A 26,145-nucleotide genomic window follows, 5' to 3' on the forward strand; every position below is an offset into this window, starting at 1 on the left:
TTACAAGAACTCGTCCGCACCACCAGAAAGCATCAACTCGCCACTGTCTGCCATACGACGAGCAATGGCCAAGATCTCTTTCTGCGCGGCTTCGACATCGGATACTTTAATCGGCGGCATTGCCTCAAGATCATCACGCATCATCTCAGCAGCACGTTTAGACATATTCTTGAAGATCTTCTCACGCAAGGTGTCATCGGCACCTTTAAGCGCACGCTGCAAGACGTCCTGCGGGACATCGCGCAGTAATTTCTGAATGCCTTGGTCGTCGACTTCGTTGAGGTTTTCGAACACAAACATCAGATCTTGAATTTGCGTTGCCATGTCTTCGTCTTGGTCGCGAATCTGATCCATCAGAATGCCTTCGACGTTGTTGTCCATGTAGTTCATGATCTCGGCTGCAGCTTTCAAGCCACCAATTTTGGCCGCTTGGGCACCTGCCTGACCGGCAAACTGTTTCTCCATGATTTCGTTCAACTCCGCCAAAGCGGACGGTTGAACTTCCTCAAGGTTGGCGATACGCATCATTAAGTCCAGACGGTCACGCTCAGCAAATTGCGACAAAATTTCTGCAGATTGATCCGGTTCCAAGTAGGACAGTACGATGGTCTGAATCTGTGGGTGTTCATTAAGGATTATGCTAGCGACTTGGCGTGGATCCATCCATTTCAGAGAATCCAATCCTTTTGAACCAGTACCCAATAAGATTTGGTCAACCAAGTTATTGGCTTTGTCTTCACCCAAGGCGGCAACCAGCGCATTACGCATGAAGTCTTCACTGCCCATACCGATGTTGGTGTATTTCTGGATATCTTCGAGAAATGCACGATGGACAGAGCTGACTTTACCTTGACTCAGGTCTTTCGCCTTAGCCATTGCGCTACCGACTCTCTGAACCTGTTTCGGTTCGAGATGGCGAATAATTCCCGCCGCATCTTCTTCGTTGAGGCTCAATAGCAGAATGGCAGCACGTTCCTCGCCCGGAATGGTCGAGATATCCACCAAGTTTTCATCTTCTTCGCCATCTTGGCCTTGAGGTACGATTTCGTTAGGCATCTGTCATCCAATTCTTCACTACTTGTGCTGCGAGTTCAGGTTCATTCGCCACCAAGGCTCTTACTGCTTTCAGCACATCTTCATCTTTATGCAAATTTGGTAGATCAATGGTCGAGCCAAACTCGAATAAATCCCCACCTTCGATGTCACTGCCAATCAGGCTAGTTTCACCATCAGCACCAATTGGTAACCCATCAGGGCCGTACATTTGGTCATCGTCATCCGCTGCAGGATTGAGCAGTTTCTTCATCGCTGGGCGAACCAAGACAAGAATAACCACAATAATGACTAACGCACTGGCTAACCAACGTACCCAATCGTTGAAGTTCGGGTTTTCCCATATTGGCAAGTCTTGAACTTGTTCCATTTCAGGTTCAGCAAATTGCATACTCAGCACATTCAGCAAATCACCACGTTGTTCACTAAAGCCAACAGCACCCACTAACAGTTGTCGAATACTGTTCAGTTGAGCATCAGACAAAGGTTGATAAGTGGTTTCCCCTGTTTCTGGGTTAACGATCGCGCGGTCTTTGATGGCCACCGCAACCGTTTGACGATTTATAATTCCGGTTTGACGACGCTCATGACTGATGGTGGTATCAAGCTCAAAGTTACGTGTTGCTTCTTTGTGCACAGATCCTTGGCCCATCAATGAACCATCTTTCATCTGCGCGACATCTTGTGGAATCGAGGCATCCGCCGGAGGCTGATTACTGAGCGCGCCGGGAACACCTGCGACCACATTACCGTTATTATAGTCTTCAAGCGTATATTCGCTGCGCGTCGAAGGTGTATTCGGATCAAACTGCTTACGCGTTTGTTCAATGGCACTGAAATCCAATTCCACATCGACTTGCGCTGTGTAGTTACCCAGTCCTATAACCGGAATGAGGACAGAATCAATTTTCTCACGCAACGCCTGCTCTTGTTTACGTTCCAACTCATGCTCTTTACGACGTGCTGCGGAGGCAGGATCTTGTGAGCCTGAGCTGAGCAAGCGACCATGTTGATCCGTCACCGTGATACGAGTTGGTTTCATGCCTGGAACCGCACTGGCCACCATATCGACTATCGAATCAACTTCTTCTTGCTTAAGAGAAGCCCCCATACGCAAGGTTAAAAAGACGGACGCCGACGCTTCTTGATTATGGCGAACGAAAACACTCTGTTTTGGTAAGGCAAGCAATACACGCGCCTTACGCACTTGTTTCATCTCTTCGATGGCTTTTGACAGTTGTCTCTCGCGGCTCAGCTTGAGACGTTCCTGTTCTAAGCGTTGTGAAACACCAAAGCCCATGTCTTGAAGCAGAATGTCGTCACCGGCCTGCTTTTCAGTGTTCAGTCCAGCACGAACCATATCGAGCTTGATGCTGTTGTAATCGGATGAAGGAACTAAGATGGTGTTACCATCTAAGTGGTAATCAATTTTTTGCTGGTCAAGATGATCGAGAACGGGAATCAGCTCTTCCGTTTCATAAGCACCCAGCGGACGCATTTCTGGTGCTCTAACCCAGAAAAACAACATGACGATCAAGGCAACACAGATCGAAATAGAAATCACCAACACGACTTGACGCATTAGGTCGAGATCACCCACGGCCATATCAAAGCGTGATGAACTTTTCTCACCAAGATCTGGATTTTGCTCCTCAAGTTCGACGTCAGAAGACGCCGCAACCGCGGTTCCAGTTTCTGGTTCGGTCACCGTTAGATCGGTAGATGGATTTTGCTCTGCCACACGTAGTACCTAAATTAAACCGGCATGTTCATCAGTTCTTTGTACGCTTCAACAAGCTTGTTACGTACTTGAATGGTCGCTTCAAAAGCGACGCTAGATTTGTTTCGAGCAATCATCACATCAGACAAAGACACATCTTCATCTCCGCGATCAAAGCGCATTTGCAAATCTCCTGATGTTTTTTGTAAACCGTTCACGTTGTTGATGGCACGAGATAGCATGTCACCAAAATCATTGGCAACTTGTTGTCCGGTCGGGGACGTTTTTGTCCCTGTCGCTTCCATCATCATGGCTTGCATTTCACTTTGAAAACCGTCAATTCTCATCACTACCTCAGACGTCAACTCTTTGACAAATTATCACTCACTAAACTTATGGAGCAATTAGCATGCCATCTCAAAAGTTATACTAAACAATGTGATTAACCGGGAATTTCGATACCCGCATCACGCATTTTCGCCAGTTTATATCGAAGCGTGCGTGGGCTGATACCTAACTTCTCTGCCATTTCTTTACGACGTCCATTACATTGAACCAAGGTCTCAAGAATGATGGCATATTCTTGATCACGGAGTTCGCTCCCGAGACCTGCCGCATTGTTCAGGCTTGCCTGCCAATCCAGCTCTTCTGCGACCGGCGCAACATGCGGCGTAGCCACATGCCCTGTTTCTACCGCTTGTTGTAAGCTTCCTGCATCCTGCCAATCCACCCCTTCTAAAAGAATATGCTCATCGTTGATGTTGCCGTTTTCACTCAGAATCAGCGCACGTTGCACAACGTTATCTAATTCACGAACATTACCTGGCCATGGGTAGCTCAAAAGTTTACGAATGGCACCATCGGCCATCTCGGGCATTGGCATGCCTAATTTTTGACAGTGACGCTCTACAAGATGTTTTGCTAACGGGGCGATGTCTCCGGCGCGGTCTTTAAGCGCAGGCCACGAGATTGGAAAAACGTTTAGACGATAGTATAAATCTTCACGGAAATTACCTTCTTGAACGTATTGCTTCAAGTCACGGTTACTGGTCGCCAACACTCGAACATCAAGCTGGATACTTTTGCGCCCACCTAAGCGTTCTACTTCACGTTCTTGAAGAACACGCAACAGTTTAGCTTGAAGGTTGAGGTCCATTTCGCTGATCTCATCAAGCAAAATGGTGCCACCTTGAGCCTGTTCAAATTTCCCCGGACACGCTTGTACTGCACCAGTGAAGGCCCCTTTCTCATAACCAAATAAGGTCGCTTCTAGCATATTGTCAGGAATAGCCGCACAGTTGATGGCGACAAAAGGGCCGTCTTTACGATTGGAGGCGTTGTGAATGTAGCGTGACATCACCTCTTTACCCGAACCACTTGGCCCTAAGATCATGACATTGGCATCGGTCTTGGCCACTTTGTCAGCCAGTGCCAATAGCTTGATGCTTTTTTCATCCGCAACCACGGCATCACCGTTGTCGTCTGATTTCACTGGCGCATAGCGACTGACCATATTCAGTAGCACTTCAGGAGCAAATGGCTTCGCCATGTAATCAATTGCGCCTTCTTTCATCGCGCTCACAGCATCTTCAATATTGGCGTAGGCGGTCATCAGCAATACGGGCAAATTTGGCCAGTGCTGTTTGATATTACGCTGCAACGCTAATCCACCCATGCCAGCCATCTGGACATCAGAAACGACGATATCGACATTTTCTGACTTCAGCTTAATCAACGCATCTTCCGCGCTGTCCGCTTCTAACCACTCGTAGCCAGCTAAAGCGAGCGTATCCACCAGCGCTTCACGTAGACCTTCATCATCTTCAACGATTAAGACTTTACTTTGAGCCATCATCATTCTCCAGTTGTCATTTCTAGTGTGGCTTGTGTATTACGCTCGATAGGCATACACACTGTGAAACAAGCACCTTCGCCTTGCTCGGAGTAAAGCTCCAAGCGGCCATCATGTGCGCGACAAACCATTTGTACTACCGCTAGTCCAAGGCCTGTACCTTGTGAACGTGTAGTAAAAAATGGTTCCATAATTTTGTGTTGTAACTCTTGAGGAACACCAGGCCCACTGTCTTGAACCGAAATGCGTAATTCCCCATCCACGACACGAAAGAACACATCGACTTGCGAGCCTTTGCCTGCAATTTGAATCGCATTCATCACTAAGTTACTCAATGCCGATGCCACCGCATTCGCATTGCCAAGTAAACTCACGTCAGCATTCTCTAACGTCAATTCATAATCAATTTGGTTGTTTTTCACAGCCGCCTCAACCATTGGCGAAAATTCATCTGCTAACTCTTGAACGGTAAAAGGCTTAACGACCTTATTATCGCCACCTTTTGCGAACAGCAACATATCGTTGACTTGCTTCTCTAAGTCGTAAAGACGATCCATTAGCTTGGTTTGAAAACGATCTTTCGTTGCACTGGGTAGGTTCGGTGCAGCGAGGTTTGATGCATATAGCATCGCACTCGATAACGGCGTTCTGACTTGGTGAGCCAGTGATGCCACCATTCGTCCAATTGAGGATAAACGCTGTAAATCACTGATTCGTGACTGCAATAAACGGGTTTCGGTAAGATCAGTGATCAATATAAGTTGCCCCGTCGCAGAAGCCGATATCGCTAAACGCACTTTACGTCCATTCCGTAATGAGATCTCATGACCATCATCTTCACGCGGCGCAAATACCTGCTGAATAATCGAAAACCATTTTTCGCCCACCAGAGGCACTTCCAGCAAGCGCTGCGCTTCTGGATTCGCTTCATGTACCATGCCTTGAGTATCCAGCAAGATTACCCCTGCTGGCATCACTTCAATGACTTGTTGATAACGTTCCACCTGCTCTTCTAGGGAGCCAAGAGGAATTGCTTGTTCTGGGGATGGAGTCGGTTGCATGTCGTATTTCTGCCAATAAAACTACAATAGGCTGGAATGCAAAAAGCACGCCAGCCTATTTTTTATATTTATCAATTAGTTATGTATTGGTCAGTTTTTTGACAGATGCCATTCTATTAACATTCGCGCCTAACGCTGAATATTATACTTCCGCATTTTCTCAACCAGCGTCGTACGACGCATCCCAAGCATGTCTGCCGCTCGCGCAACGATACCGCCTTGCGCATCAAGCGCTTGGTTAATCATATTGATCTCAAGTTCAGAGAGCATCTCTTTGAGGTTGATCCCCTCAGAAGGCAAGGCTTGAGGAGCACTACTCAAGTTATCTTGAAGATTATCGACACTTTCCAAACTAAAATCGCTTGAAAAAATATCGTGTAGCGCAGCACGCTCTTCTTCTTCAACCGTATTGGTGTCACGGTATTCCGGTTGAAACTCAGGAATATCGCTGTAACGATATTTCGTCGGTAGATGATTAACGTCAACCAAACTATTTGGATAAAGAATAATCATCCGTTCTACCAAGTTAGCCAGCTCTCGAACGTTACCAGGCCAATTGTGCTCCATCAAAGAATTTATGGCCCGAGGGGTAAAGCAAATCGGCTGAGCGCCTTCGGCTTCCATTCGAGTCATTAACTCTTGAAGCAGCAGTGGAATATCTTCTCGACGTTCACGTAAAGCTGGCGTCTCGATAGGAAATACGTTGAGTCGGTAATAGAGGTCTTCGCGGAATGACGCATCCCCAATCATATCTTCGAGGTTGCGGTGAGTCGCCGCTATCACACGAACATTGACCTTAATCGTGGTGTTGCCACCAACACGCTCAAAGCAGCGCTCTTGAAGTACACGTAGCAATTTAACTTGCATCGGCATTGGCATATCGCCAATCTCATCAAGAAACAGTGTGCCCCCTTCAGCCAATTCAAAACGACCTTTTCTTGAGGTGATGGCCCCAGTAAACGCCCCTTTTTCATGACCAAAAAGTTCGCTTTCAAGCAGATCAGGTGGAATTGCGCCGCAGTTAATCGGGACGAACGGCCCACCTCGACGTGGTGAATGATAGTGAATATTGCGAGCGACCACTTCTTTACCGGTGCCCGATTCACCCAAAATTAAAACGTTGGCTTCTGAAGAAGAAACTTGCTCGATGAGATGGCGGACGTCTTGAATACCAATACTTTGCCCGACCAAACTGCGGAACAAGGTATTTTTACGTGCAGATGCAACAATATTGATGCCTTTGCGACCAAGAAATTCTTTGCAGTGACGCAGCGCTTCGCTCAATTGAGGGTAGTTGAGAGGGAACTCGAGTTCACCAACATAATTTGTATGTTCATCAACAGGATAATGATGCTTACCTGCAATCAAGATAGGAACATGATTGGCAGTAAATAACTTTTCACTCAACTCTGCGGTGAGTTGACCACCTTGCAAAGAGCCAATAATGCATCCCGCCCAAAATTGTGACCAATCAATGTCATTGATTTGATCAGAATGAATCGCTTCGCACTGCTCTCCAACAAATTCTAAGATATTACTGAGATTGGTGCGCGCCTGAGCGCTGTCTTCAATCACAAGTAGTTTTGCTAAACCTTGCATAGGTGAGAATGATCGCCTTAGTCTGAAACGCGGTGACTGAAACTTTGTAATTTACTCTCTAATTAATTCTAACTATAGACATTACTTACAAATATCAGCAACAAAAAAAGCCACTAGGCTAATAGTGGCTCTTATTCTAGGGATTATAAAAAATATGGCAACCAAGCCGTCATTTGATGTGACTTTTAATCCAAACCGGACAAAAATTCTGCAAAATTCAGGCGTATAGGTCAGATATTTCCTACGCTCCTACATCCGAGGCGGTCAAATTATGAAATTCGTTGGGAATTTGATCCCAAGCGGACTTAATTTCACGGATAATATCGATCACGTCATCAATATAGTCAGGATTGTTCTGATGGTTCGCTGCGGTAATTTGAGTAATCATGAACTCATAAAGCTGGTCAAGATTTTGCGCAATATCTCCGCCATCATCCATCGAAAGACAACTTCTTAAACTGATAATAATATCCAAGGCTTTACCCAAGCGCTCTCCTTTTACAGGAATATTGCCCTGCTCCATGGCCGCTTTTCCCTGAATAAGGCGTTCAATCGCACCTGCCATCAGCATTTGAACAATCTTATGCGGAGAGGCCGCACTGAGCTGGCTATCTACTGATACCTTTTTATAAGCCTGTAACGAACCACGCATAATTATCCTCTTTCCTATAAAAACTTTTTGTACTGCTGAACCGACTTTTTACCATAGCGATACTTTTGTAACGCCAAGCTCAATTCATCGGTCTTGGATTGCATCAGTTCAACAATACGCTGCGTCTCTTGAACTGCTGCATGCCATTTTGGGTGCTTCGCATAGTCTGGAGACTGCTCAACCATATTGAACAATGATTGCAATAACTGTTCCCTTGTATCGACGAGTACGACGATTTCTTCAGTATTAACGTCTTTACTCATAAGATAGTTCATTAAATCGTGATCAAGATCACCCAATTGAACCAACTTCTGCTCAAATTCCTTATCCAAGGGCATTCATCATCCCCGCAAGTTGCGACTGCATTTTACTGGTCGCATCTTGCATCGCCGAGAATTTGGCGTGTGTCCGCTGCTCTATCGACTCCATACGACGATCTAAATTCGCCTGCTCATCCTGCAAGCGGTGGTTACGTTCCACCATGCTACGTTCTCGGGTTCGAATTGAGCCTGTTACTCCAGTCATGCTCTGAATCGCATCCTCCACCTGTTTGGCAAAACCTTGGTTCCCACCAAAGAAGTCGGCCATTTTGGTAAAGTTATTGTTGAGCTGCTTATTCAGCATATTGTAGTTGATTTCGAGGTCACCACGTCGAGTCGTGGTAATCCCAAATTCAGTCAAACTTTTAAGATCCGGCGGCGCTGTGTCAATTGAGGTTGAAAGCACCGTTTTTAAACGTGATTCGGCGCTACGAACAACGCTGTCTCCCGCCAAAGGCCCAGCAGCGCCAGTACGCGGATCAACACCGCCTAATTCTTTCGCTACTTGGTGGAATTGATTATAAGCCGCGACAAATTGCTCAATGTCTTGGCGTACTCCTTCACGATCGTATTCGACATCAATTTCTGATGCAGGCTGATTCGGATCGGTTTTGCCTTTCAGGGTTAAATTTACCCCTTCGATAGCATCTTCGATGACATTATTATTACTCGATAGTTTAGCAATGCCATCCAGCATTACTTCCGAGTTTTGCCCAGCTTGAACCTGAATCATACCTTGGTAGGCATCAAAGGCGTCTTGGGCTGAATCGAGGTCTTGCTTGGTTTTATCCACACGCTCTAGATAAGCACGCTGCTCTTCAGGAAGTTGAGCTCTTACCGCTTGTTTTGCCTCTTCCTCGGTTAAATCTCCAGCCTTAATTGCACGGTTGATCGCATCACGCTCAGCTTCAAGTTGAACTTCTAACGCTTGTTGCGCTTCTTGAGGCGTGACATAAGAATCTGTGAGTGTCCCAGAGGCGGTATTGGTCCATCCTGGTACTTGCTGCGATTTTTCTAATGCTTTTTCATCGAGCTCAGGTTCTGGCTCTTGGTATGAATCGAGTAATGTACCTGACGCGGTTTCTGTCCAGCCAGGAATTCTTTCTTCAGGCTTGAGATAGCGATTCGCTTCGGTACCTGCTTTCGCCGCTGCAGCCAATGCTGACTCTGACATTTCACTGCCCGCTGTCGGGTCAGTCTGCAAAGCAGCCTGTTCAGCACTGCTCGCCAGTTCTTGATCGGCAGATTTTGCCGCTTCAACATTGCGGTTGGCTATCTCATCGGCAACTTTTTGCTCCTCTGGTGACAGCGGAGCCAACAGCTCTTGAGCCTGATTACGAGCTTTTTCTAAATCACGTACTCGCTGCTCAAGGGTTTTGTATTCGAAACGGTTGAGGTTATCGCCTTTTGCTGCATCAACACGAATACCAACTTGGTTGTCTTCACCGGGTAAGTTGGCGGCAACGATGAGCCGGGGTCCCTGCATATCATTAATCACAGAGGCTCGGACGCCAGGGTTTGAATTGCTGTTGTTGATACCACGCACGATATCAATCAAACGAGAATTGTTGCGAACATCCACGGTAAAATTGCGTTCACCCATAGAAATTTGCAGCTTTCCGGGGCCAAATTTGGCGTCCTCCGGTAATACGTCGGACGCCACTTTATGACTTTGAGCAAGCTGCAACACATCGATAGCATATCGACCAGCGATCGCTTCCGTTGTTGCGGTCGCGGACACAACACCGTCATTGCTCGTTTCAACACGTCGAGCAGCAAACGCTTTCTCCTGACGAAAATTCGTCATGAGATTTCTCATTGTGTCCAGCGACTCCCTGAGTCGCCCATAGGCACTGATATTGGAATCAATTTTAGTCTGCTCATTGTTGATGCGTTGCTGCTTTGGAAGCCGCTCTGCCTCAACAATTTTGCTGACCATGGAATTGATATCCATGCCAGAATTCATCCCTATAGGGCCTAGACTCATTCAAATTACCTCAAACTTTCAACGATTTACACTTTGTCATTCACCAACCCTGATGAATAGCGGGCGGTTTGAACTCGTAAGCGTCGTAACACTTCCAGCATCTCTTCATCCGGTATCTGGCGAATAATATCGCCAGTTTGCGCTTCGTAGATGGTGACCACTTCTCTCCCCGACTCTTCGTCGACTCGAAAAGATAACCCGGTATTGATGGATGAAATAAATTCGTTCATCTGCTCTACCAGTTTTTGGCGCTCCTCCCTGTTTAACCTCTCGCGCATTTGTGTACGCTCGATCGCTTGGTCTACAGATTGGGTTGCCTGTTCAGCCACCTCTCTTAACGCATTTCCTTCATTTTGCGAAGACACACTCTGGGCATTATCGTATTTAGAAGCAATTTTAGTGCCACTTTGTGAGCCGTAAGGCTGGACGTTCGATGTGTAGGACGGTAGTTCCATAACAATCTCCCTTCCACCTTTTAGGTCTGCAACATAAATATCGCTTGTCCCAATAAGCTCAATAAGAACCTATCGATTAACCTAATAAGCTTAGAGCTGCCGATGGTGATTGCTTCGCTTGCGCCAGAACAGAAGTACTGGCTTGTTGCAAAATTTGCGACTTCGTCATTTGCGTCGTTTCTTTTGCATAGTCAGTATCTTTGATTCGGCTACGTGATGCATTCACGTTCTCATTGATGTTATCTAAGTTGCTGATAGCATGACCAAAACGGTTCTGGAATGCACCCAGTTCCGCCCGTTGGCTATCCACAGCTTTCAGCGCACCATCAATGACGGAAACCGCCATTTGCGAGCCAGCAACAGAAGTCACATCGACATCCGCCACTGTCACATCTTGCGCCGCTCCAAAGCCAATTTCAGAGCCTAGCGAACCACCAATCGTGACTTCACCATCCACCTGCTGAGAAGATGCAAACAGTTGCAATTTACCTTCTTCCCCTACCGATGCTTTGATGTCAGAGCTTTGACCATTGATGTATGTCGCAAGCTGCTCAATATCATCACCTGCTTTCGCGTTAATCGTGAGATCTTGCTGTTCACCTTCTTTATTAGTGTAGCTCAAGGTGAAATCTGTACTGCCTTCAGAAACAGACCAATCCGGTGCTTTTCCTTCAGCGGCCACATAAGCCTGACCGCCCATATCGGCGGTATCTGAACGCATGTTGCCCATAGAGAGCATCACGGCTTCACCAGAACTTGCGCCAATTTGGAAAGACTTATTACCAAACGAACCATTAAGCAATTTGTTACCACCAAACGACGTGGTTTCTGCAATACGATTCAACTCATCATTCAACGCGGTTACCTCTTCTTGGATCGCCACTCGTTCAGACTTTGAGTTTGAGCCATTAGAAGATTGCAGTGACAAGTCACGCATACGTTGAAGGATATTGGTGGTCTCGTTCATTGCACCTTCTGCAGTTTGTGCAATGGAGATACCATCATTCGCGTTTTTCACAGCCATGTTTAGACCATTACTTTGCGACGTTAAACGGTTGGATATTTGTAGACCTGCAGCATCGTCTTTGGCGCTATTAATTTTATAACCCGAAGACAAACGCTCCATCGACTTTTGCATACCATCAGCAGCACCATTTAGATAGCGCTGTGCGGTCATCGCCGACACATTGGTGTTAACGTTAATTGCCATATCGATCTCCTTTGGCATTTAAGGGTGATGCGCTTTCGTGTCTCTCACCTCACTTCAGCGCATCTCATTTCTCTCAATCCTTTAACGGCCCCCTAAACGGAAGCTTTAGAAAAAAAACACGATAATTGCTGTTTTTTTATTCAAGAGCGAAATTATGTGATCGATTTAGCAATATGTCGTTCTTCTATTTCCGCGATGGAATCACCAAATCGCAGGCAAAAAAAATCCAGCCGAAGCTGGATTTTTTGAGATGAATCCGTGATTAACCTAGCAAGCTCAATGCGGCTTGAGGCGCCTGTTTCGCCTGAGCCAAAACAGAACTTGATGCTTGAGAAAGAATTTGCGACTTGGTTAGTGCCGTTGTTTCTTTCGCGAAGTCGGTATCTTTGATACGGCTCTTCGAAGCGTTCACGTTTTCGTTAATGTTGTCTAAGTTGCTGATAGCGTGGTTGAAGCGGTTTTGGAAAGCACCTAGCTCTGCACGGTTACTATCAACATATTTCAGTGCTGAGTCGATAATCGCGACAGACTCTTGCGCGCCACCCACTGTCGTTACATTGATGTTATCGACGGTAACGTCTTGAGCAGGACCAAAGCTCAGTTCGCTTGCAAGGCCACCAGAGAACGCAACATCACCCGTCACTTTGCTCTCCGCAGCAAACATTTGTAGCTGACCATCTTCGTTAACTGACGCTTTAACCATATCAGTTTGACCGTTGATGTAAGTCGCCAACTCTTCAATATCATCGCCTGCTTTAGCAGAAATATTGATGGTTTGCTCTTCACCTTGTTTATCGGTCAAGGTTACCGTTAGGTCGTTAGAACCTTCTTGTACAGTCCAGTCTTTATCTTTACCTTCCGCTGCGTGATAAGCTTTACCACCCATACCGACGTTGTCTGAGCGCATATCGCTAAGTGATAGCATAACCGCTTCACCGTTATCAGCACCAATTTGGAACGATTTAGTACCGAATGTACCGTTAAGTAGCTTGTTACCACCGAATGATGTGGTTTCTGCAATACGGTTAAGTTCATCGTTTAGAGCGGTTACTTCTTCTTGAATTGCGACACGCTCTGATTTTGAGTTTGAACCGTTCGCTGATTGTAGCGATAGGTCACGCATACGTTGCAGAATATTGGTGGTTTCATTCATCGCACCTTCAGCGGTTTGAGCGATTGAGATACCATCATTTGCGTTTCGTACTGCAACATCAAGACCGCGGCTTTGCACATTCAAGCGGTTCGAAATTTGTAGACCCGCTGCGTCATCTTTAGCGCTGTTAATTTTGAAGCCTGAAGATAGACGTTCCATTGAAGTTTGTTGTGCATTGTTAGCGCTGTTTAAGTAACGCTGTGCTGTCATTGCTGATACGTTTGTATTTACATTCACTGCCATGGTGATTTCTCCAATTGATTTTCCGATGTTTCCGGTTTCCGACGTCTCGGAAAACCAAGTAGTTCTCTCAAAGTTACTTTTTTTAACGGCGCCAGGTTTTAAACCTTTAGAATTTTTTTTCGAATTTTTAAAAAAAACTCGCTTTCGCCAATAAATAGTGATGAAGCATCAATAAAACACAAAAAATCACTTTTTTTGCTAAAGTCCAGCGAAGCAGCGCCGATAACGATTTTCTGTGCTCTAGCCAAGTAAAGTCAGTGCCAAGTTGGGCTGCTGTTTCGCTTGAGCAAGAATAGAGGTGCTCACCTGCTGCAGAATCTGTTGCTTAATCATCTGCGTGGTTTCTTTGGCGTAATCGGTATCTTTTATTCGTCCCTTGGACGCCGCAAGATTCTCGTTTACATTTGATAAGTTGTTGATGGCGTGGCTAAAGCGATTTTGCATCGCCCCTAAATCCGCCCGGTGGCTATCGACAAATTGCAGTGCAGTATCAATAACCGACACCGCACGCTGAGCGCCGCCAACATCGGTAATATTGAGGTCATCGACCGCTTCGTAGCCCGCGAGATTCATTTGCAGCTGACTGGCTAACCCACCTGAAAACGACAATGTTCCCGAAGTCTCTTTACCTGCCATAAAGATTTGCAATTGACCATCATCATTAACCGATGCTGAGACTTTATCGGTTTGTCCGTTAATATACGTAGCCAACTCTTCGATATCATCACCGGCTTTTGCTTGGATTTGGATGGTTTGTTGCTGCCCCGTCGCATCGGTGTAACTGATATTGAGGTTATTTTGCCCCTGACCAACTTGCCAAGAGGCATCAGCTTTACCCGCCGCGACATAACTAAAGCCGCCCATATCTAAGGTATCGGAACGCAGGTTCGCCAACGACAGCTGCACCGCTTCACCAGAACTTGCCCCGATCTGAAATGAGGCACTGCCAAACGAACCATTGAGCAGTTTTCGCCCACCAAAAGAGGTCGTTTCGGCAATTCTGTTCAATTCATCGTTCAAAGCGCCCATTTCTTCCTGCAATGCTTGGCGTTCAGCTGCGCTGTTTGACCCGTTAGCAGATTGCAGAGACAAATCACGCATGCGCTGCAAAATGTGGGTACTTTCTTGCATCGCACCTTCAGCGGTCTGCATGATGGATATTCCATCATTGGCATTACGCACTGCTACGTCCAAACCACGCATTTGCGATTCAAGCCGGTTCGATATTTGTAGCCCCGCGGCATCGTCTTTTGCACTATTAATCCGGCTCCCTGAAGACAACCGCTCCAGAGATTGATTCAACAATTCTGTCGCCTTGCCAAGATGGCGTTGGGCAGTCATTGCTGGCACATTGGTATTAACAGTGATCGACATCTTGCCGTCGCTCCAAATTAAACGAATGCATTTATATCGGTACCAGAACCAAATTCTTTAGGCCAAATTCAACGTGAGCACATTCTTTGATCAATACGCACATACAAAAAAGCCGAGCATTTCGCTCGGCTCTGAAGAGAGAGGCTCAAACCGTTAGGCTTTGAGTGTTAGTTCACTGAGCATGGTAGCCGATGGCGCAAAGAAATACGCGCCCGTCTGCGCTTGCGTGAAGCGTAGAAGTTGATCGGTTTTGCCATCGGTCACGCCGTACATGCTGTCTAACATGACAGAGAAGTTGTGTAGCGTGTTGCAATACGCAATAAACAGCAGACCATGTTCACCACTTACCGAACCATAAGGCAGACTGTGGCGCACAATTTTCAGCCCTTTGCCCTCTTCTTTAATATCGACTCGGCCGACATGTGACGCCGCCGGGACATTATCTAGCTCGACAGAATCAGGCTTAGTCCGACCAATCACCTTCTCTTGGGCAGAAACGTTTAATCGGTTCCACGCAGGTAAATTATGAACAAAACGCTGAACCATCACATAACTGCCGCCAGCAAATTCGCCTTCAGGTACAATGGCGACTTCTTGACGCGCCTCAGCTTTAGGGTTTTCGGTCCCATCAACAAAATCGGTCATGTCACGGGCATCCAAATAACGGAAGCCATAAGTTTCATCGACAATTGTCACCTCTTCCGCCACCACTTCCATAAACTTACGTAACACATAAAACAGCAAGTCATGACGAATGGAATGACAATGAATCAGTATATCGACGTCTGTACTTGGTGTGCTGGCTTGCCCTTCCCCTAATGGCGTAAAGGCCACTAACTCAGGTGGCGTCGCTGTTTCCAGTTGCTGCCAAAATCCATGACTGAACGCCACCGATAACGTGAGTTGCGCTCCTGGTTGCTGATTGTTTGTGGTATCAACCAGCGTGGGTAATGCTTGGAGCTCTGCAAGCACTTTGGCTGCGTTTTGTTTAACTTTTAATAATGTGTACAGTGCAAACGGGCCTGCTTCAGGCAAAATTGCACTTTGAGGTTGAGACATGGTGGTGCCCTCATTCGGTTCTTATTATATGACTGCCCAGTGTAGAGGCTTTTTAGTATTTGGTTTTGATGACGATCAGCACTCGGTTCAATTCAGACACAACCGACACACATCTCGCCACAAGGTGCGTTGTTCTATGCAAACTTAGGTGTACGCAAACTATCAGCAACAGTGCGGCTGCGATATACATACATCGCGAACCAAGACAAAATCACCAGCGTTAATGCGTTTGACCAATGAAACGCGCCATGAGTCAATACGACTTGGTAGCTAATTTGTATCCATTGTGCCGCAATCGAAAACAAGGTAATGGTACGGCCCATTGCGACAAAACGGTTGAGCTTCAACCGATCAGGTTTTCGTAAGTTAATCAGCCACATCAGAATAAGGCTCGGTAACCCCAATGCCAGGCCGAGATATAAAAACCGATGGTCGGCATAAACCACCGCCAGAATATCACTTCCGCTTTGGCGGCTAGCCCCTGCAACCACAAACACTACCCACGCTTTGGCTAAAAATAACCAGCCTAACCATAACCAAATCGGGGCTTTAAGAAAGCCATGATGATCGTATTGTTCTAACCCGTACCGCACTGTGTTTTCTATTTTTGGATAAAAACCTAAAACTACCCAATTGAACATAAAAACACTAGGACAAATTGAGATAAAACGGACTCGTCACCCATGTTAGAGTCAATCATAGAAGCGCTGCAAAAAAACACGGTGCAGAGGTTTCCCTATGCACCGTGACCGATACTCTGTTCTTATAAAAACTCTATGCCAACGAGTTATTCACCATTATCAACTGCTTTTTGGCCGACAAACCTAGCTTTAGCTTACAGCCCAAATTGTGAGGAGATTTGCTCAACCCAATGCGCAACGCGTTCTTCACTGAGGCTACTTTGGTTGTCTTTATCAATGACCAAACCGACAAACTTGTCTTCATCGACCGCGCCAGACTCATTAAACTCATAACCATCGGTAGGCCAACTACCAATCACGTTCGCGCCAGCTTCAATGACATAGTCATACAACTCGCCAAGCCCATCCACAAATTCGTCGGGATAGGAGACCTGATCGCCCAGTCCAAACAAGGCCACGGTTTTGCCTTCCAAATCAAGTTCAGGATTCGCTTCGACAAACTCCGCCCAGCTTTCCATTTCACAGTCCGCTTCGATACCGGGTAACAAACCAGATCCAAGAGTAGGTGTACCAAGAATCAACTTATCGTATTCATCAAATGCTGATGCTTCAATACGATTCACATTCAGTGGCTTAGCCGCCACATCACCTAATTTTTGCTGAATCATTTTGGCAACTTTGCGTGTACTTCCGGTATCAGTACCAAAAAATATTCCTATTTGAGCCATATCTCACTCCTTGATGTTGCGACAAACTGTCTATAAATCCTGACAATACAGGGCTACTCAAACTAAAATGCAAAAGACAAACCAACTACAACCCATTGAAAATAAATGAATAAATAGCAATGCATTGCGACAATAATGACAACGCTCATGGCATATTGTCGTAAAGCTTACAAATCGTCGTCGTCCTCATCGTCATCGTCTTCTTTCCAAGTAATCGCGCGATAGATTTCTACGCGATCGCCCTCTTTCAGCGGGGTATCTAATCGACATACTTTGCCAAACACGCCGACTTTTTGATTTTCTAAATCGATGTCTGGGAATAGACGAATGATGTTGGATTGAGTGATCGCAGAAAGTACAGTTGCGCTATCGTCAGTCATCACATCCATCCACACTTGTTCTTTGGGCAACGCATAAACCACACTAACTTTCATGAGCGCCTCCACGAATCTGTGCCTGTTGTTTTATTTGTTCGCGAGCTTTTAGCCACAAGCTTCCTTTTTGCTTGAGCATCAACATCGCGCCAAGTACTAAGAACCCTCCGGGTGGTAAAATGGCAATCAATAAACCTCGATAATCCTCTATCACGGTAATTTCGAGAAAATGAAACGCATCGCCTAGTAACAAACTGGCATTGTCGAAGAGTTTCCCAGTACCAATAATTTCTCGCACTCCGCCGAGTACCACCAGAACCCAAGTAAAACCAACCCCCATAGAGAAGCCATCGATCACCGCAGGAATCGGCGAGGTTTTCGATGCAAACGACTCGACGCGGCCAAGAATGGCGCAGTTGGTCACGATCAGCGGAATAAATAATCCCAGAACCTTATGCAATGGATGCAAATACGCATTGAGCATCAAGTCTGTCATGGTGACGAGGCTAGCGATGATCAGCACATTGACCGGAATACGAATCGCTCGGCTAATGTAAGCTTTACTCAATGATGAAAGTAAGTTGGACACCACCATCACCGCGGTGGTCGCAAGACCGAGGCCAAGCCCGTTGGTGGCTCCATTGGTCACCGCAAGCAGCGGACATAACGCCAAACATTGGCTAAGCACAATGTTGTTATCCCACAGGCCGCGGCGAATCAGATCAAACGTTGAATCTTGCTGCGCCATGATTACTCCCTCCCTGTCTCGGTTTGTGGTGCACGTTTTTTTAAATAGACTTGTTGCGCCTGAAGCGCGGCATGAATCCCTTTCACTACCGCTCGTGGAGTAATGGTGGCACCACTGAATTGCGCAAACTCACCGCCATCTTTTTGCACCGCCCAAATCGGCGTGTTTTCAAGCGAGTGTGCGTGAAAACTGGTGATCCAATCGGTTTTGATCTTTTCAATTTTGTCACCAAGCCCAGGAGTTTCGCTGTGACTCAGCACTCTCACTTGCTCAATGACACCGTCACTGCTGACGCCCAACATAAATTTAATTTCGCCGCTGTAACCTTCAACTTGCGAGGTAATCACTTGATAAGCAATATTGCCCTGCTCGTCGTTTACCGTAAGAAATTGGTACTCCTCTCCGTCAACCTCTATCGACTCGGCATGATCAAACAAATCAGCACTGACGTGCACATTTGGCAGCACTTCGGCGACCGCCGCTTTTTGTTCGTTGAGGTTAACCAAATCAATGATTGGCGCGGTATAGTGCGCCGCAAAAATCAGCAGCAGCGTCACCGCCCCAAACAGCCCACCCAAAAACAAGCTTTGGTAAGGTAATTGATCACGGTTGTCTTTTAACGTCTCGAACCACTGCATGCTATTTCTCCTTACCTAAGGCTTGCGCCTGTTTGCGCCCGAACAGTACTGGCTGAATGTAGTAATCAATCAATGGACTCACCGCATTCATGATCAGAATTGCAAACGCGACACCTTCGGGATAACTGCCAACACTGCGAATTAGCCACACCAGACAACCACAACCTAAGCCATAGATGGCTTGCCCTTTGTTGCTTGTCGGTGAGGTAACCAAATCGGTCGCAATAAAAAACGCACACAGCATCGCCCCACCGCTAAATACATGGGTGTAAGGGGCGAGAAAACTTTGTGGATCAATAAGGTAAGCAATGGATGCAGGAATGAGAATCCCCAGCATAAAAGTGACTGGGATGGTCCAAGTAATGATCCCACGATAGAGTAGATAACAGCCGCCAAACAGCAATAGAATGGCATTCGTTTCTCCCATACTCCCGGCTTGATGTCCGGTTAACAGATCCACGGTTGGTGCGCTGTCTAGCGTTTTACTTAGCACTGTCGCCGCGCTAACACCATCAAACTGCATCCATTGATGCACACTCTCGACATCCACAATCGGCGCAATCCACTGCGTCATCTCAACAGGAAAGCAAATAAGCAGAAAGACTCGAGCAAGCATCGCTGGGTTAAACAGGTTTTGACCTAAGCCCCCATAGGCTTGTTTGCCAACCACAATCGCAAACGCGGCGCCGATGATCGACAATGACACCGGAAATTGGGGCGGTAAACTCATGGCTAAAATCAACCCCGTTAAAATCGCCGATCCATCCAAACAGTGACTTAATTTGCGCTTTTGCAGCAATAGGCAGGCAAGTTCACAGCCAATACACGCCAGCACACACGTCAGTACCACAACAAATGCAGACGGCCCAAACCGCACGCCGCCAAAAATGGTCGCGGGCAACAGTGCCAACACCACTTGGTACATAATGCGTGTCGACGAGTTTTCGGTATGGGCATAAGGCCCGGCAGCAGGTTTAAAGTTAATCATACATCACCTTCCTTGGCCGTTTCGGCCTTACGCGCACTGCGGCGACTACCGCGCGCTTTGCCCTTGGCTTTCGCTTTCGCTTCTTTAGCCGCTTGTTTAGCGCGAGCTTCCTCTTCTAAGCGTGCGGTTTTCGCCGTTGCCAACTGTTTAGCTCGTTCGGCGCGTTGCACCGCAGATGAGCGTTGATTTAGAACGCCTTTCGCATGCTGAAAATACTGAACAAGCGGCAAATGAGATGGACAAATATAGCTGCATGCGCCGCACGACAAGCAGTGCTTAACACCAAGTTCTTCGGCTTTTTCAAACTCCGAAGCACGAGTATTAGCGGCGATCATAAAGGGCATTAGCCCCATGGGGCAGGCTCGCACACACTGACCACAGCGAATACACTCTTTAGAATCGCAATCGCCAATTTCTTCCGAGGTCAAAGCCAAAATTCCGCCAACCGTTTTACCCACAGGAATATCGAGATCGGTCACCACTTGGCCCATCATCGGGCCACCGAAAATTAGCCGTTCACAATCCATGGTTAAACCACCGCAAAACGCGATAACATCACGCACGCGCGTCCCAAGTGGTACTTCGACATTACATGGCTGACTGATGCCTTTGCCTGATACCGTGATCAAACGTGAGACCAGAGGTCGTCCGTAACGTAAGGCTTGATATATGGCATGGGCCGTCGCCACGTTATTAACCAAAATGCCGATATCACTGGCCAGCCCACCCAGTGGGACTTGCTCTCCGGTCAGTGCTTTAATCAAATGGCGCTCAGATCCCATCGGATAGAGAGAGGGAACAGAATGCACTTCAATCTCTGGATCTTCAGACGCCGCATTGGTCATAGTTTCTAGACTCAGCGGCTTATTGTCTTCAATTCCAACCAATGCGCGTTTGGCGCCAGTGGCGATCATCAATAAACGAATACCAGCAATAATTTGTGCGCTTTGCTCCTGCATGAGCCGATCGTCACACGTTAAATAGGGTTCACACTCACCGCCATTAATTACCAACGTTTCGACCTGACTTTGTCGTGCAAACTTGGCTTTCATTCCGGTAGGAAACCCCGCCCCACCAAGCCCAACAATTCCAGCTTCGAGGATTGCGTTAATCACCTCATCGGCGGTGAGTGAGGCAATAGAGCGAGAGTGGTAGTCACGGCTCCAACTCAAATCATTACTGGTGGCAACGACAATGGTTGGGCTTTTGAGCTTACCCGGATGAGCGGTAATGTGGGAGGTAATGTCCACCACCTGTCCATTGGCTGAACTATGAAGCGGTGCCAACATCGGGCTGGTCCCTTCGGCAATCTTTTGGCCTTTGGTCACGACATCGCCTACCGCCACCAATGGCTTGAGCATCGCACCATTTGGGAGTTGCAATGAAAAATACAGCTTCTCTGGCATCAATACGCTGCGTTGACTTGAACGTCTCGCGGTTAGCGATTTATAAGAACGAGGATGAACGCCGCCACGGAAAGGGCGAAAAAACGTCGTTTTGGGATCCACAGACATCATAATAATTACCCTCTCGCTTCAATTGGTTTTGGCCAGAACCAGCGGTTCGCGACCATCTGAGGTGAATACATTTCAATGCAACCTTGAGGACACGTGTCAGCGCACAATTTGCATCCTGTGCACACATCACTCACCACGGTATGAACTTGCTTGGTAGCCCCCACAATCGCGTCGTAAGGACACGCTTTAAAACAGCGTGTGCACCCAGTGCAATGGCTTTCATCGACTTTGGCTAACCAGATGATGTCTTGATCATCGCTGCTCATGGAGATGCCCAATACCTTCGCGGCGGCACTGCGAAATGCGCCACTTGCTGGTGGGCAGCCGTCGACACCCATCTCTCCATTCACCATCGCTTCCGCCGCTTGACGACAACCGGCTTTACCGCATTGTCCGCATTGCCCTCCGGGCAACAGCGCTTCAATTTCGTCTACTAACGGATCGCCCTCGACGGCAAAGCGTCTTGATGCGACACCAAGCCCTAAACCAATCAGCGAGCCAAGTACTACAAAAATAATAAAAATCATTGTGTTATCTCCTCTAGCTGCGTGGCTTTATGCCATCCCCGCAAACCCCATAAACGCCATCGACAACAAGCCAGCGGTAATAAACGCAATCGGGTTTCCTTGAAGCGCCGCCGGAACTCGGCTCAATTTGAGTTGATTACGCAAACCCGCAAACACGACGATCACCACAGTGAAACCAATCGAAGAACCAAGAGCGAACATGATGGTACGAAAAAAGCCGTAATCTTCTTGCACCACGAGTAACGCTACCCCCAGCACCGCACAGTTGGTCGTGATCAATGGAAGAAACACCCCCAAGGCCTGATACAGCGCTGGGCTATTTTTCTGAATGTAGAGTTCGGTGACTTGAACCACCGAAGCGATGACGACGATGAAGGACACAATACGCAGTACTTGAAGATCTAACGGGCGCAGCACCCAGTGCTCAAAAAGCCAAGAGGCGATGGCAGCGATGGTGATCACGAACATGGTCGCAAACCCCATTCCGAGGGCACTAGAGAGATTCTTCGAGACTCCCATGAACGGACATAACCCTAAAAACTTAGCCAACACCACGTTATTCACAAACGCAGCACTGACCAACAGAACCCAATCATCCATAATCTTTTACTCCATGCTTCCACATCAATTCAAAACAGGTGTTGACCACCTTTTGTGTATTGATAGGCGATGGTGCATGAAGAGTGCCAATGCCCCAAAATGCATCACGTATAAAGACATTAAGCGCAATTCGATGGTTTTTAGAGCCTATTTCACCGCAGTTGGACGCGACAAATTGTCACAAAGGTGACAATTTGCGCTGTGATCGCCATTCAGAATTGCGTTGGATCAAGAGACCCTCCAATAATCCCATATATAAAACAAGGTTTTATGCACATGGGAACGAATTCTGCTTAGTGATTAACCAGCGGATTAAGTTTGTAAATGAAAACAGGGAGTTCTCATGGAAAATTCAGCATTTCAACGGCTCGCAACCGAGATACACCCGGCACTACTCAACGACATCATTGAAGAAATGCCTTCGGCCTTGCTGGTAACCGACAAACAAGGCTGTATTCGCGCCTTGAATCAGAACTTCACACGCCTGACTGGCTACAGTGAATCCGAGCTACTTGGGAAAAATTGCTCCATTCTGTCCTACAAACGTACCCCTCCAGAAATCTATCAAAACCTGTGGGAAACGATTAAGAGCGGTAAAAAGTGGCGCGGTAACTTAATCAATAGAAAGAAAAATGGTGACATCTATATCGCTGATCTCTCAGTGTTTCCTATCTCTAACAGCGAGCATTTAGGCTTTTATGCTATCCATGAAGATGTCACCGAGCAGTTCACGGACAATCAACAATTATCCAATCAGAACTCGATTTTTGAAACCATCCTCAATGCGGCGCCCATGTCGTTTTTGATGCTCAATGACAAACTGGATGTGGTATTTTCAAACAGTGGCCTAAAGCAACAAATTGGCGAAGGTAGCCTTTATCAATCGCTTATGGCACAACTCACTGAGAGCATCAGCGAAACCTTAATCCACAGCATTCCCAAACGCATGCATCGTGGTAGGCTTAACGCTTCCGAGCGAATGGAAAAAACCGTGAAGGTCGTAAACGGCGTGCCGATTCCACAATCTGCGCCAGCCTTTAGTTTTCAACGCTCACGCTTTGAAGTCGAATGTCGAGATAAAGGGGAATATCGCTGGTTTGAGTGTGCGGTAGAACCGATCACGCTATCCCACGGCGAAACTGAACACTTTTTTTCCGACCATGGTTCGGCACATGCAATTGTTGTTATTAACGACCGCACCAAAGAAAAACGCTTTATTGAAGAGCGGCGGATTAGCACCATTCAACTCCTTACTGCGGAAAGTAAGCACGTCCACAGCATGCAAGAAGTTTTGATGGCAACCATCCATCAATTGCAAGTGCCCCTTAACGTGATTGATTCAGCTGTCGGTATTTTGCGTAACCGTAATCACGCATGTACCGGGCTTGATATGATGGGCGATGCCATCGCTCAAGGATTTGATGCTCTGCAGTATATTCAACACGCCATTCCTGAGCGCGCGAATGAACCCTATCAAACCACCAATATTAACCAAGTGGTACGTGACGCCTGCTCGATTTCAACCGATCGCATGCTTAAAACCTATATTGGTTGTGATTTAAATTTACAGCCTAACGTTAACTCACTGAATGCCATCCCTTCGCGACTGCTACTGGCGATTAACCAACTGATTGATAACGCGATTGATGAGATAGCGAAGGCGAATCCTAACGAACGTGCCATTCGCCTATCTACCGATTCAACCACCGATGAAGTCACCATCGTGATTGAAGACAGCGGGCGTGGCATTCCCGAAGAAGACAAAAACAAAATCTTTGAACCGTTTTACAGCACCAAATCCGCCACGCACAGCGGCTGCCGCGGCGTGGGCATGTCCATTGTTCAGCAGGTGGTCAACGATCACCATGGCGTTATAGCCATCAGTGACAGTGAGTTACTCGGCGGTGCCAAAATCACTCTAACTTTACCGATGATCAGTGAGGTGAAGTAATGTACAGTTCGACGGATACCAAGCTCAAGGAAGGCAACCTTCTTGCCACTTTGTACAAAATAAGCACCCACTTAAATCAAAGTTTGGATTATCGCCATACCTTTCCTGCGGCGCTCAAAATCCTTCACGAAGAGTGCCACCTGCATGGTGGAGTGCTGACCATAAAAGATCCTGTGCGAGACATCATGCTGGTTGAATCCTTTCATGCACCCGGCGTTGAAGAGCGGAAACGAAAAGGCATCTCCTACAAGCAAGGCGAAGGCATTATCGGCGCCGTGTTTGAACAAGGTGATGCGATTGTTCTCATGAATCTTGGCAGTGACTCTCGCTTCACTGACAAGCTGGAAATTTACGACTACGACAAACCCTTTATCTGCGTGCCTTTAAAAAGCGTCGACAAGAAAGTCATTGGCGCCTTGTGTGCCCAACCGGAAACACACTCTGAAAGCCAAGTTCGTTCCCTGCACCATTTTTTAGAGATGATTGCCAATCTGATTACCGTCAATATTCAACTGGCGTACAACATTCAATCTGAGAAGAAAAAGCTGGTCAACGAACGAGATGGTTTGCGGCGTAAAGTCCGTAAAGATTATGGCTTCCAATGTCTGGTCGGTCATACCAAAGCAATGCGAGAAATTTTCGATCAAATTCGATTAGTCTCTCGCTGGGATTCAACCATTTTAATCCGCGGTGAATCGGGCACGGGTAAAGAAGTGATCGCTAACGCGATTCACTACAACTCACCACGCGCCAATCGTCCTTTTATCAAATTAAACTGCGCCGCTCTGCCAGATAATTTGTTGGAATCGGAATTATTTGGTCATGAAAAAGGCGCCTTTACCGGCGCAGTCAGCCAACGTAAAGGACGGTTTGAACTCGCCAATGGTGGCACCATTTTTCTCGATGAAATCGGAGAAACCAGCCCGGCGTTTCAAGCCAAATTATTAAGGGTATTACAGGAAAAAACCTTTGACCGCGTGGGTGGTAGCGAGCCGATCATGGTCGATGTTCGAATCATCGCAGCCACGAACCGCTCACTAGAAAACGAAGTGATTGCCGGTAATTTTCGTGAAGATATTTATTATCGATTAAACGTAATGCCGATTGTGGTTCCGCCGCTTCGTGAACGGATGGAGGATGTGCCAGAGCTGATTCAGTTTATGTTGGAGAAACTCTCCGGCGTGCAAAGCCGAACTCTGGAACTCAAAGACAGCGCACTCAATAAAATCATGAATTACGCATGGCCAGGCAATGTACGCGAACTGGAAAACACCATTGAACGAGCCGCAATTTTAAGCGCTGATGGCGTGATAGATGATCAGCTCATTCAACTCTCTAGCGTGCCTAAATTTGGCGGCGGCGCTCCTATGACCGAGCAACCACAGCCCCATTACATGTCACCGCCCCCCATTGCTCCAAATCCGCTGCTACGCAGCAACGGCTATGGCGGTAAAAACCTTGAAGATGACCAAGATGAACGCGCTCGCGTCATAGAAGCATTGGAGCAAAGTGGCTGGGTTAAAGCCAAAGCTGCTAGGCTACTCAATATGACACCAAGACAAATTGCCTATCGCATTCAAACCATGAATATTGAGGTCAAGCAACTCTAATACTTTTCATCAACCAACGCGGACGAGAATCAGCGAATTTTCGTCCGCTTTTTTATGGCTTGTCGATTTTATCCTTCACCGACAA

The 26,145-nt window shown here is 47.0% G+C and carries 25 protein-coding genes; 2 read left to right on the forward strand and 23 right to left on the reverse strand.

Annotation, left to right across the window (positions count from 1 at the left end; translation table 11 throughout):
• From fliG to rsxA, 23 genes are all read right to left on the reverse strand, one after another.
• Complete coding sequence (gene fliG, locus ACFFUV_RS07860) at positions 1-1,056, reverse strand: flagellar motor switch protein FliG (protein ID WP_390191008.1); 1,056 nt, start codon at positions 1,054-1,056, stop codon at positions 1-3.
• Positions 1,049-2,794, reverse strand: a complete 1,746-nt coding sequence (gene fliF / locus ACFFUV_RS07865; RefSeq protein ID WP_390191009.1) for a flagellar basal-body MS-ring/collar protein FliF — start codon at positions 2,792-2,794, stop codon at positions 1,049-1,051. Before fliF ends, fliG begins: the two co-directional genes overlap by 8 nt.
• 14 nt (positions 2,795-2,808) lie before the next feature.
• Positions 2,809-3,120: a flagellar hook-basal body complex protein FliE gene (gene fliE / locus ACFFUV_RS07870; RefSeq protein WP_390191011.1), complete on the reverse strand. Its 312-nt coding sequence runs from the start codon at positions 3,118-3,120 to the stop codon at positions 2,809-2,811.
• Positions 3,121-3,215: 95 nt separating this feature from the next.
• Positions 3,216-4,625 (reverse strand): sigma-54-dependent transcriptional regulator, encoded by a 1,410-nt coding sequence (locus tag ACFFUV_RS07875; RefSeq protein WP_390191013.1) that lies wholly within the window; start codon positions 4,623-4,625, stop codon positions 3,216-3,218.
• Between the two features lie 2 nt (positions 4,626-4,627).
• A complete protein-coding gene (locus ACFFUV_RS07880) occupies positions 4,628-5,686 on the reverse strand; it encodes a sensor histidine kinase (protein ID WP_390191014.1) in 1,059 nt (352 codons plus the stop codon).
• A 129-nt stretch (positions 5,687-5,815) separates the two neighbouring features.
• A complete protein-coding gene (locus tag ACFFUV_RS07885) occupies positions 5,816-7,285 on the reverse strand; it encodes a sigma-54 dependent transcriptional regulator (RefSeq protein ID WP_390191016.1) in 1,470 nt (489 codons plus the stop codon).
• A gap of 241 nt (positions 7,286-7,526) precedes the next feature.
• Positions 7,527-7,937, reverse strand: coding sequence for a flagellar export chaperone FliS (fliS, locus tag ACFFUV_RS07890; RefSeq protein WP_390191017.1), 411 nt, complete (start codon positions 7,935-7,937; stop codon positions 7,527-7,529).
• A 14-nt stretch (positions 7,938-7,951) separates the two neighbouring features.
• Positions 7,952-8,275 (reverse strand): flagellar protein FliT, encoded by a 324-nt coding sequence (gene fliT, locus ACFFUV_RS07895; protein WP_390191018.1) that lies wholly within the window; start codon positions 8,273-8,275, stop codon positions 7,952-7,954.
• The gene (gene fliD / locus ACFFUV_RS07900; RefSeq protein WP_390191020.1) at positions 8,262-10,244 is read right to left on the reverse strand and encodes a flagellar filament capping protein FliD; all 1,983 of its coding nucleotides are present in this window, start codon (positions 10,242-10,244) and stop codon (positions 8,262-8,264) included. Before fliD ends, fliT begins: the two co-directional genes overlap by 14 nt.
• Positions 10,245-10,270: 26 nt before the next feature.
• Positions 10,271-10,699 carry a flagellar protein FlaG gene (gene flaG, locus ACFFUV_RS07905; protein ID WP_390191021.1) on the reverse strand — a complete coding sequence of 143 codons (429 nt, stop codon included), beginning with the start codon at positions 10,697-10,699 and terminating at the stop codon, positions 10,271-10,273.
• A gap of 76 nt (positions 10,700-10,775) precedes the next feature.
• On the reverse strand, positions 10,776-11,909 hold the full coding sequence (locus ACFFUV_RS07910) for a flagellin (RefSeq protein WP_390191024.1): 1,134 nt from the start codon (positions 11,907-11,909) through the stop codon (positions 10,776-10,778).
• A gap of 262 nt (positions 11,910-12,171) precedes the next feature.
• Positions 12,172-13,305 (reverse strand): flagellin, encoded by a 1,134-nt coding sequence (locus ACFFUV_RS07915; RefSeq protein ID WP_390191027.1) that lies wholly within the window; start codon positions 13,303-13,305, stop codon positions 12,172-12,174.
• Positions 13,306-13,545: 240 nt separating this feature from the next.
• Positions 13,546-14,679, reverse strand: a complete 1,134-nt coding sequence (locus tag ACFFUV_RS07920) for a flagellin (protein WP_390191029.1) — start codon at positions 14,677-14,679, stop codon at positions 13,546-13,548.
• A gap of 153 nt (positions 14,680-14,832) precedes the next feature.
• On the reverse strand, positions 14,833-15,738 hold the full coding sequence (locus ACFFUV_RS07925; protein ID WP_390191030.1) for a Dyp-type peroxidase: 906 nt from the start codon (positions 15,736-15,738) through the stop codon (positions 14,833-14,835).
• Between the two features lie 134 nt (positions 15,739-15,872).
• Positions 15,873-16,331 (reverse strand): DUF2919 domain-containing protein, encoded by a 459-nt coding sequence (locus tag ACFFUV_RS07930; RefSeq protein WP_390191896.1) that lies wholly within the window; start codon positions 16,329-16,331, stop codon positions 15,873-15,875.
• Positions 16,332-16,573: 242 nt separating this feature from the next.
• Complete coding sequence (locus ACFFUV_RS07935; RefSeq protein ID WP_390191032.1) at positions 16,574-17,107, reverse strand: flavodoxin; 534 nt, start codon at positions 17,105-17,107, stop codon at positions 16,574-16,576.
• A gap of 167 nt (positions 17,108-17,274) precedes the next feature.
• Positions 17,275-17,541, reverse strand: coding sequence for an RnfH family protein (locus ACFFUV_RS07940; RefSeq protein WP_390191033.1), 267 nt, complete (start codon positions 17,539-17,541; stop codon positions 17,275-17,277).
• Positions 17,531-18,229, reverse strand: a complete 699-nt coding sequence (locus tag ACFFUV_RS07945) for an electron transport complex subunit E (protein WP_390191035.1) — start codon at positions 18,227-18,229, stop codon at positions 17,531-17,533. Before ACFFUV_RS07945 ends, ACFFUV_RS07940 begins: the two co-directional genes overlap by 11 nt.
• A gap of 2 nt (positions 18,230-18,231) precedes the next feature.
• Entirely contained in the window at positions 18,232-18,867 is a 636-nt protein-coding gene (locus ACFFUV_RS07950) for an RnfABCDGE type electron transport complex subunit G (RefSeq protein ID WP_390191037.1), read from the reverse strand.
• A gap of 1 nt (position 18,868) precedes the next feature.
• The gene (locus ACFFUV_RS07955) at positions 18,869-19,855 is read right to left on the reverse strand and encodes an RnfABCDGE type electron transport complex subunit D (protein ID WP_390191039.1); all 987 of its coding nucleotides are present in this window, start codon (positions 19,853-19,855) and stop codon (positions 18,869-18,871) included.
• A complete protein-coding gene (gene rsxC, locus ACFFUV_RS07960) occupies positions 19,852-21,372 on the reverse strand; it encodes an electron transport complex subunit RsxC (protein ID WP_390191041.1) in 1,521 nt (506 codons plus the stop codon). The genes ACFFUV_RS07955 and rsxC overlap by 4 nt, the downstream gene beginning before the upstream one ends.
• A gap of 5 nt (positions 21,373-21,377) precedes the next feature.
• A complete protein-coding gene (locus tag ACFFUV_RS07965; RefSeq protein ID WP_390191043.1) occupies positions 21,378-21,899 on the reverse strand; it encodes an RnfABCDGE type electron transport complex subunit B in 522 nt (173 codons plus the stop codon).
• A gap of 27 nt (positions 21,900-21,926) precedes the next feature.
• The gene (gene rsxA / locus ACFFUV_RS07970; protein ID WP_390191897.1) at positions 21,927-22,502 is read right to left on the reverse strand and encodes an electron transport complex subunit RsxA; all 576 of its coding nucleotides are present in this window, start codon (positions 22,500-22,502) and stop codon (positions 21,927-21,929) included.
• A 340-nt stretch (positions 22,503-22,842) separates the two neighbouring features.
• Here rsxA and nifL point away from each other — a divergent pair, with 340 nt between their 5' ends.
• A complete protein-coding gene (gene nifL / locus ACFFUV_RS07975) occupies positions 22,843-24,450 on the forward strand; it encodes a nitrogen fixation negative regulator NifL (protein ID WP_390191045.1) in 1,608 nt (535 codons plus the stop codon).
• Entirely contained in the window at positions 24,450-26,060 is a 1,611-nt protein-coding gene (gene nifA / locus ACFFUV_RS07980; protein ID WP_390191046.1) for a nif-specific transcriptional activator NifA, read from the forward strand. The genes nifL and nifA overlap by 1 nt, the downstream gene beginning before the upstream one ends.
• Positions 26,061-26,145 lie beyond the last annotated feature (85 nt).

It is taken from the genome of Vibrio olivae (assembly GCF_042428525.1).
GTDB classification, from domain to species: domain Bacteria; phylum Pseudomonadota; class Gammaproteobacteria; order Enterobacterales; family Vibrionaceae; genus Vibrio; species Vibrio olivae.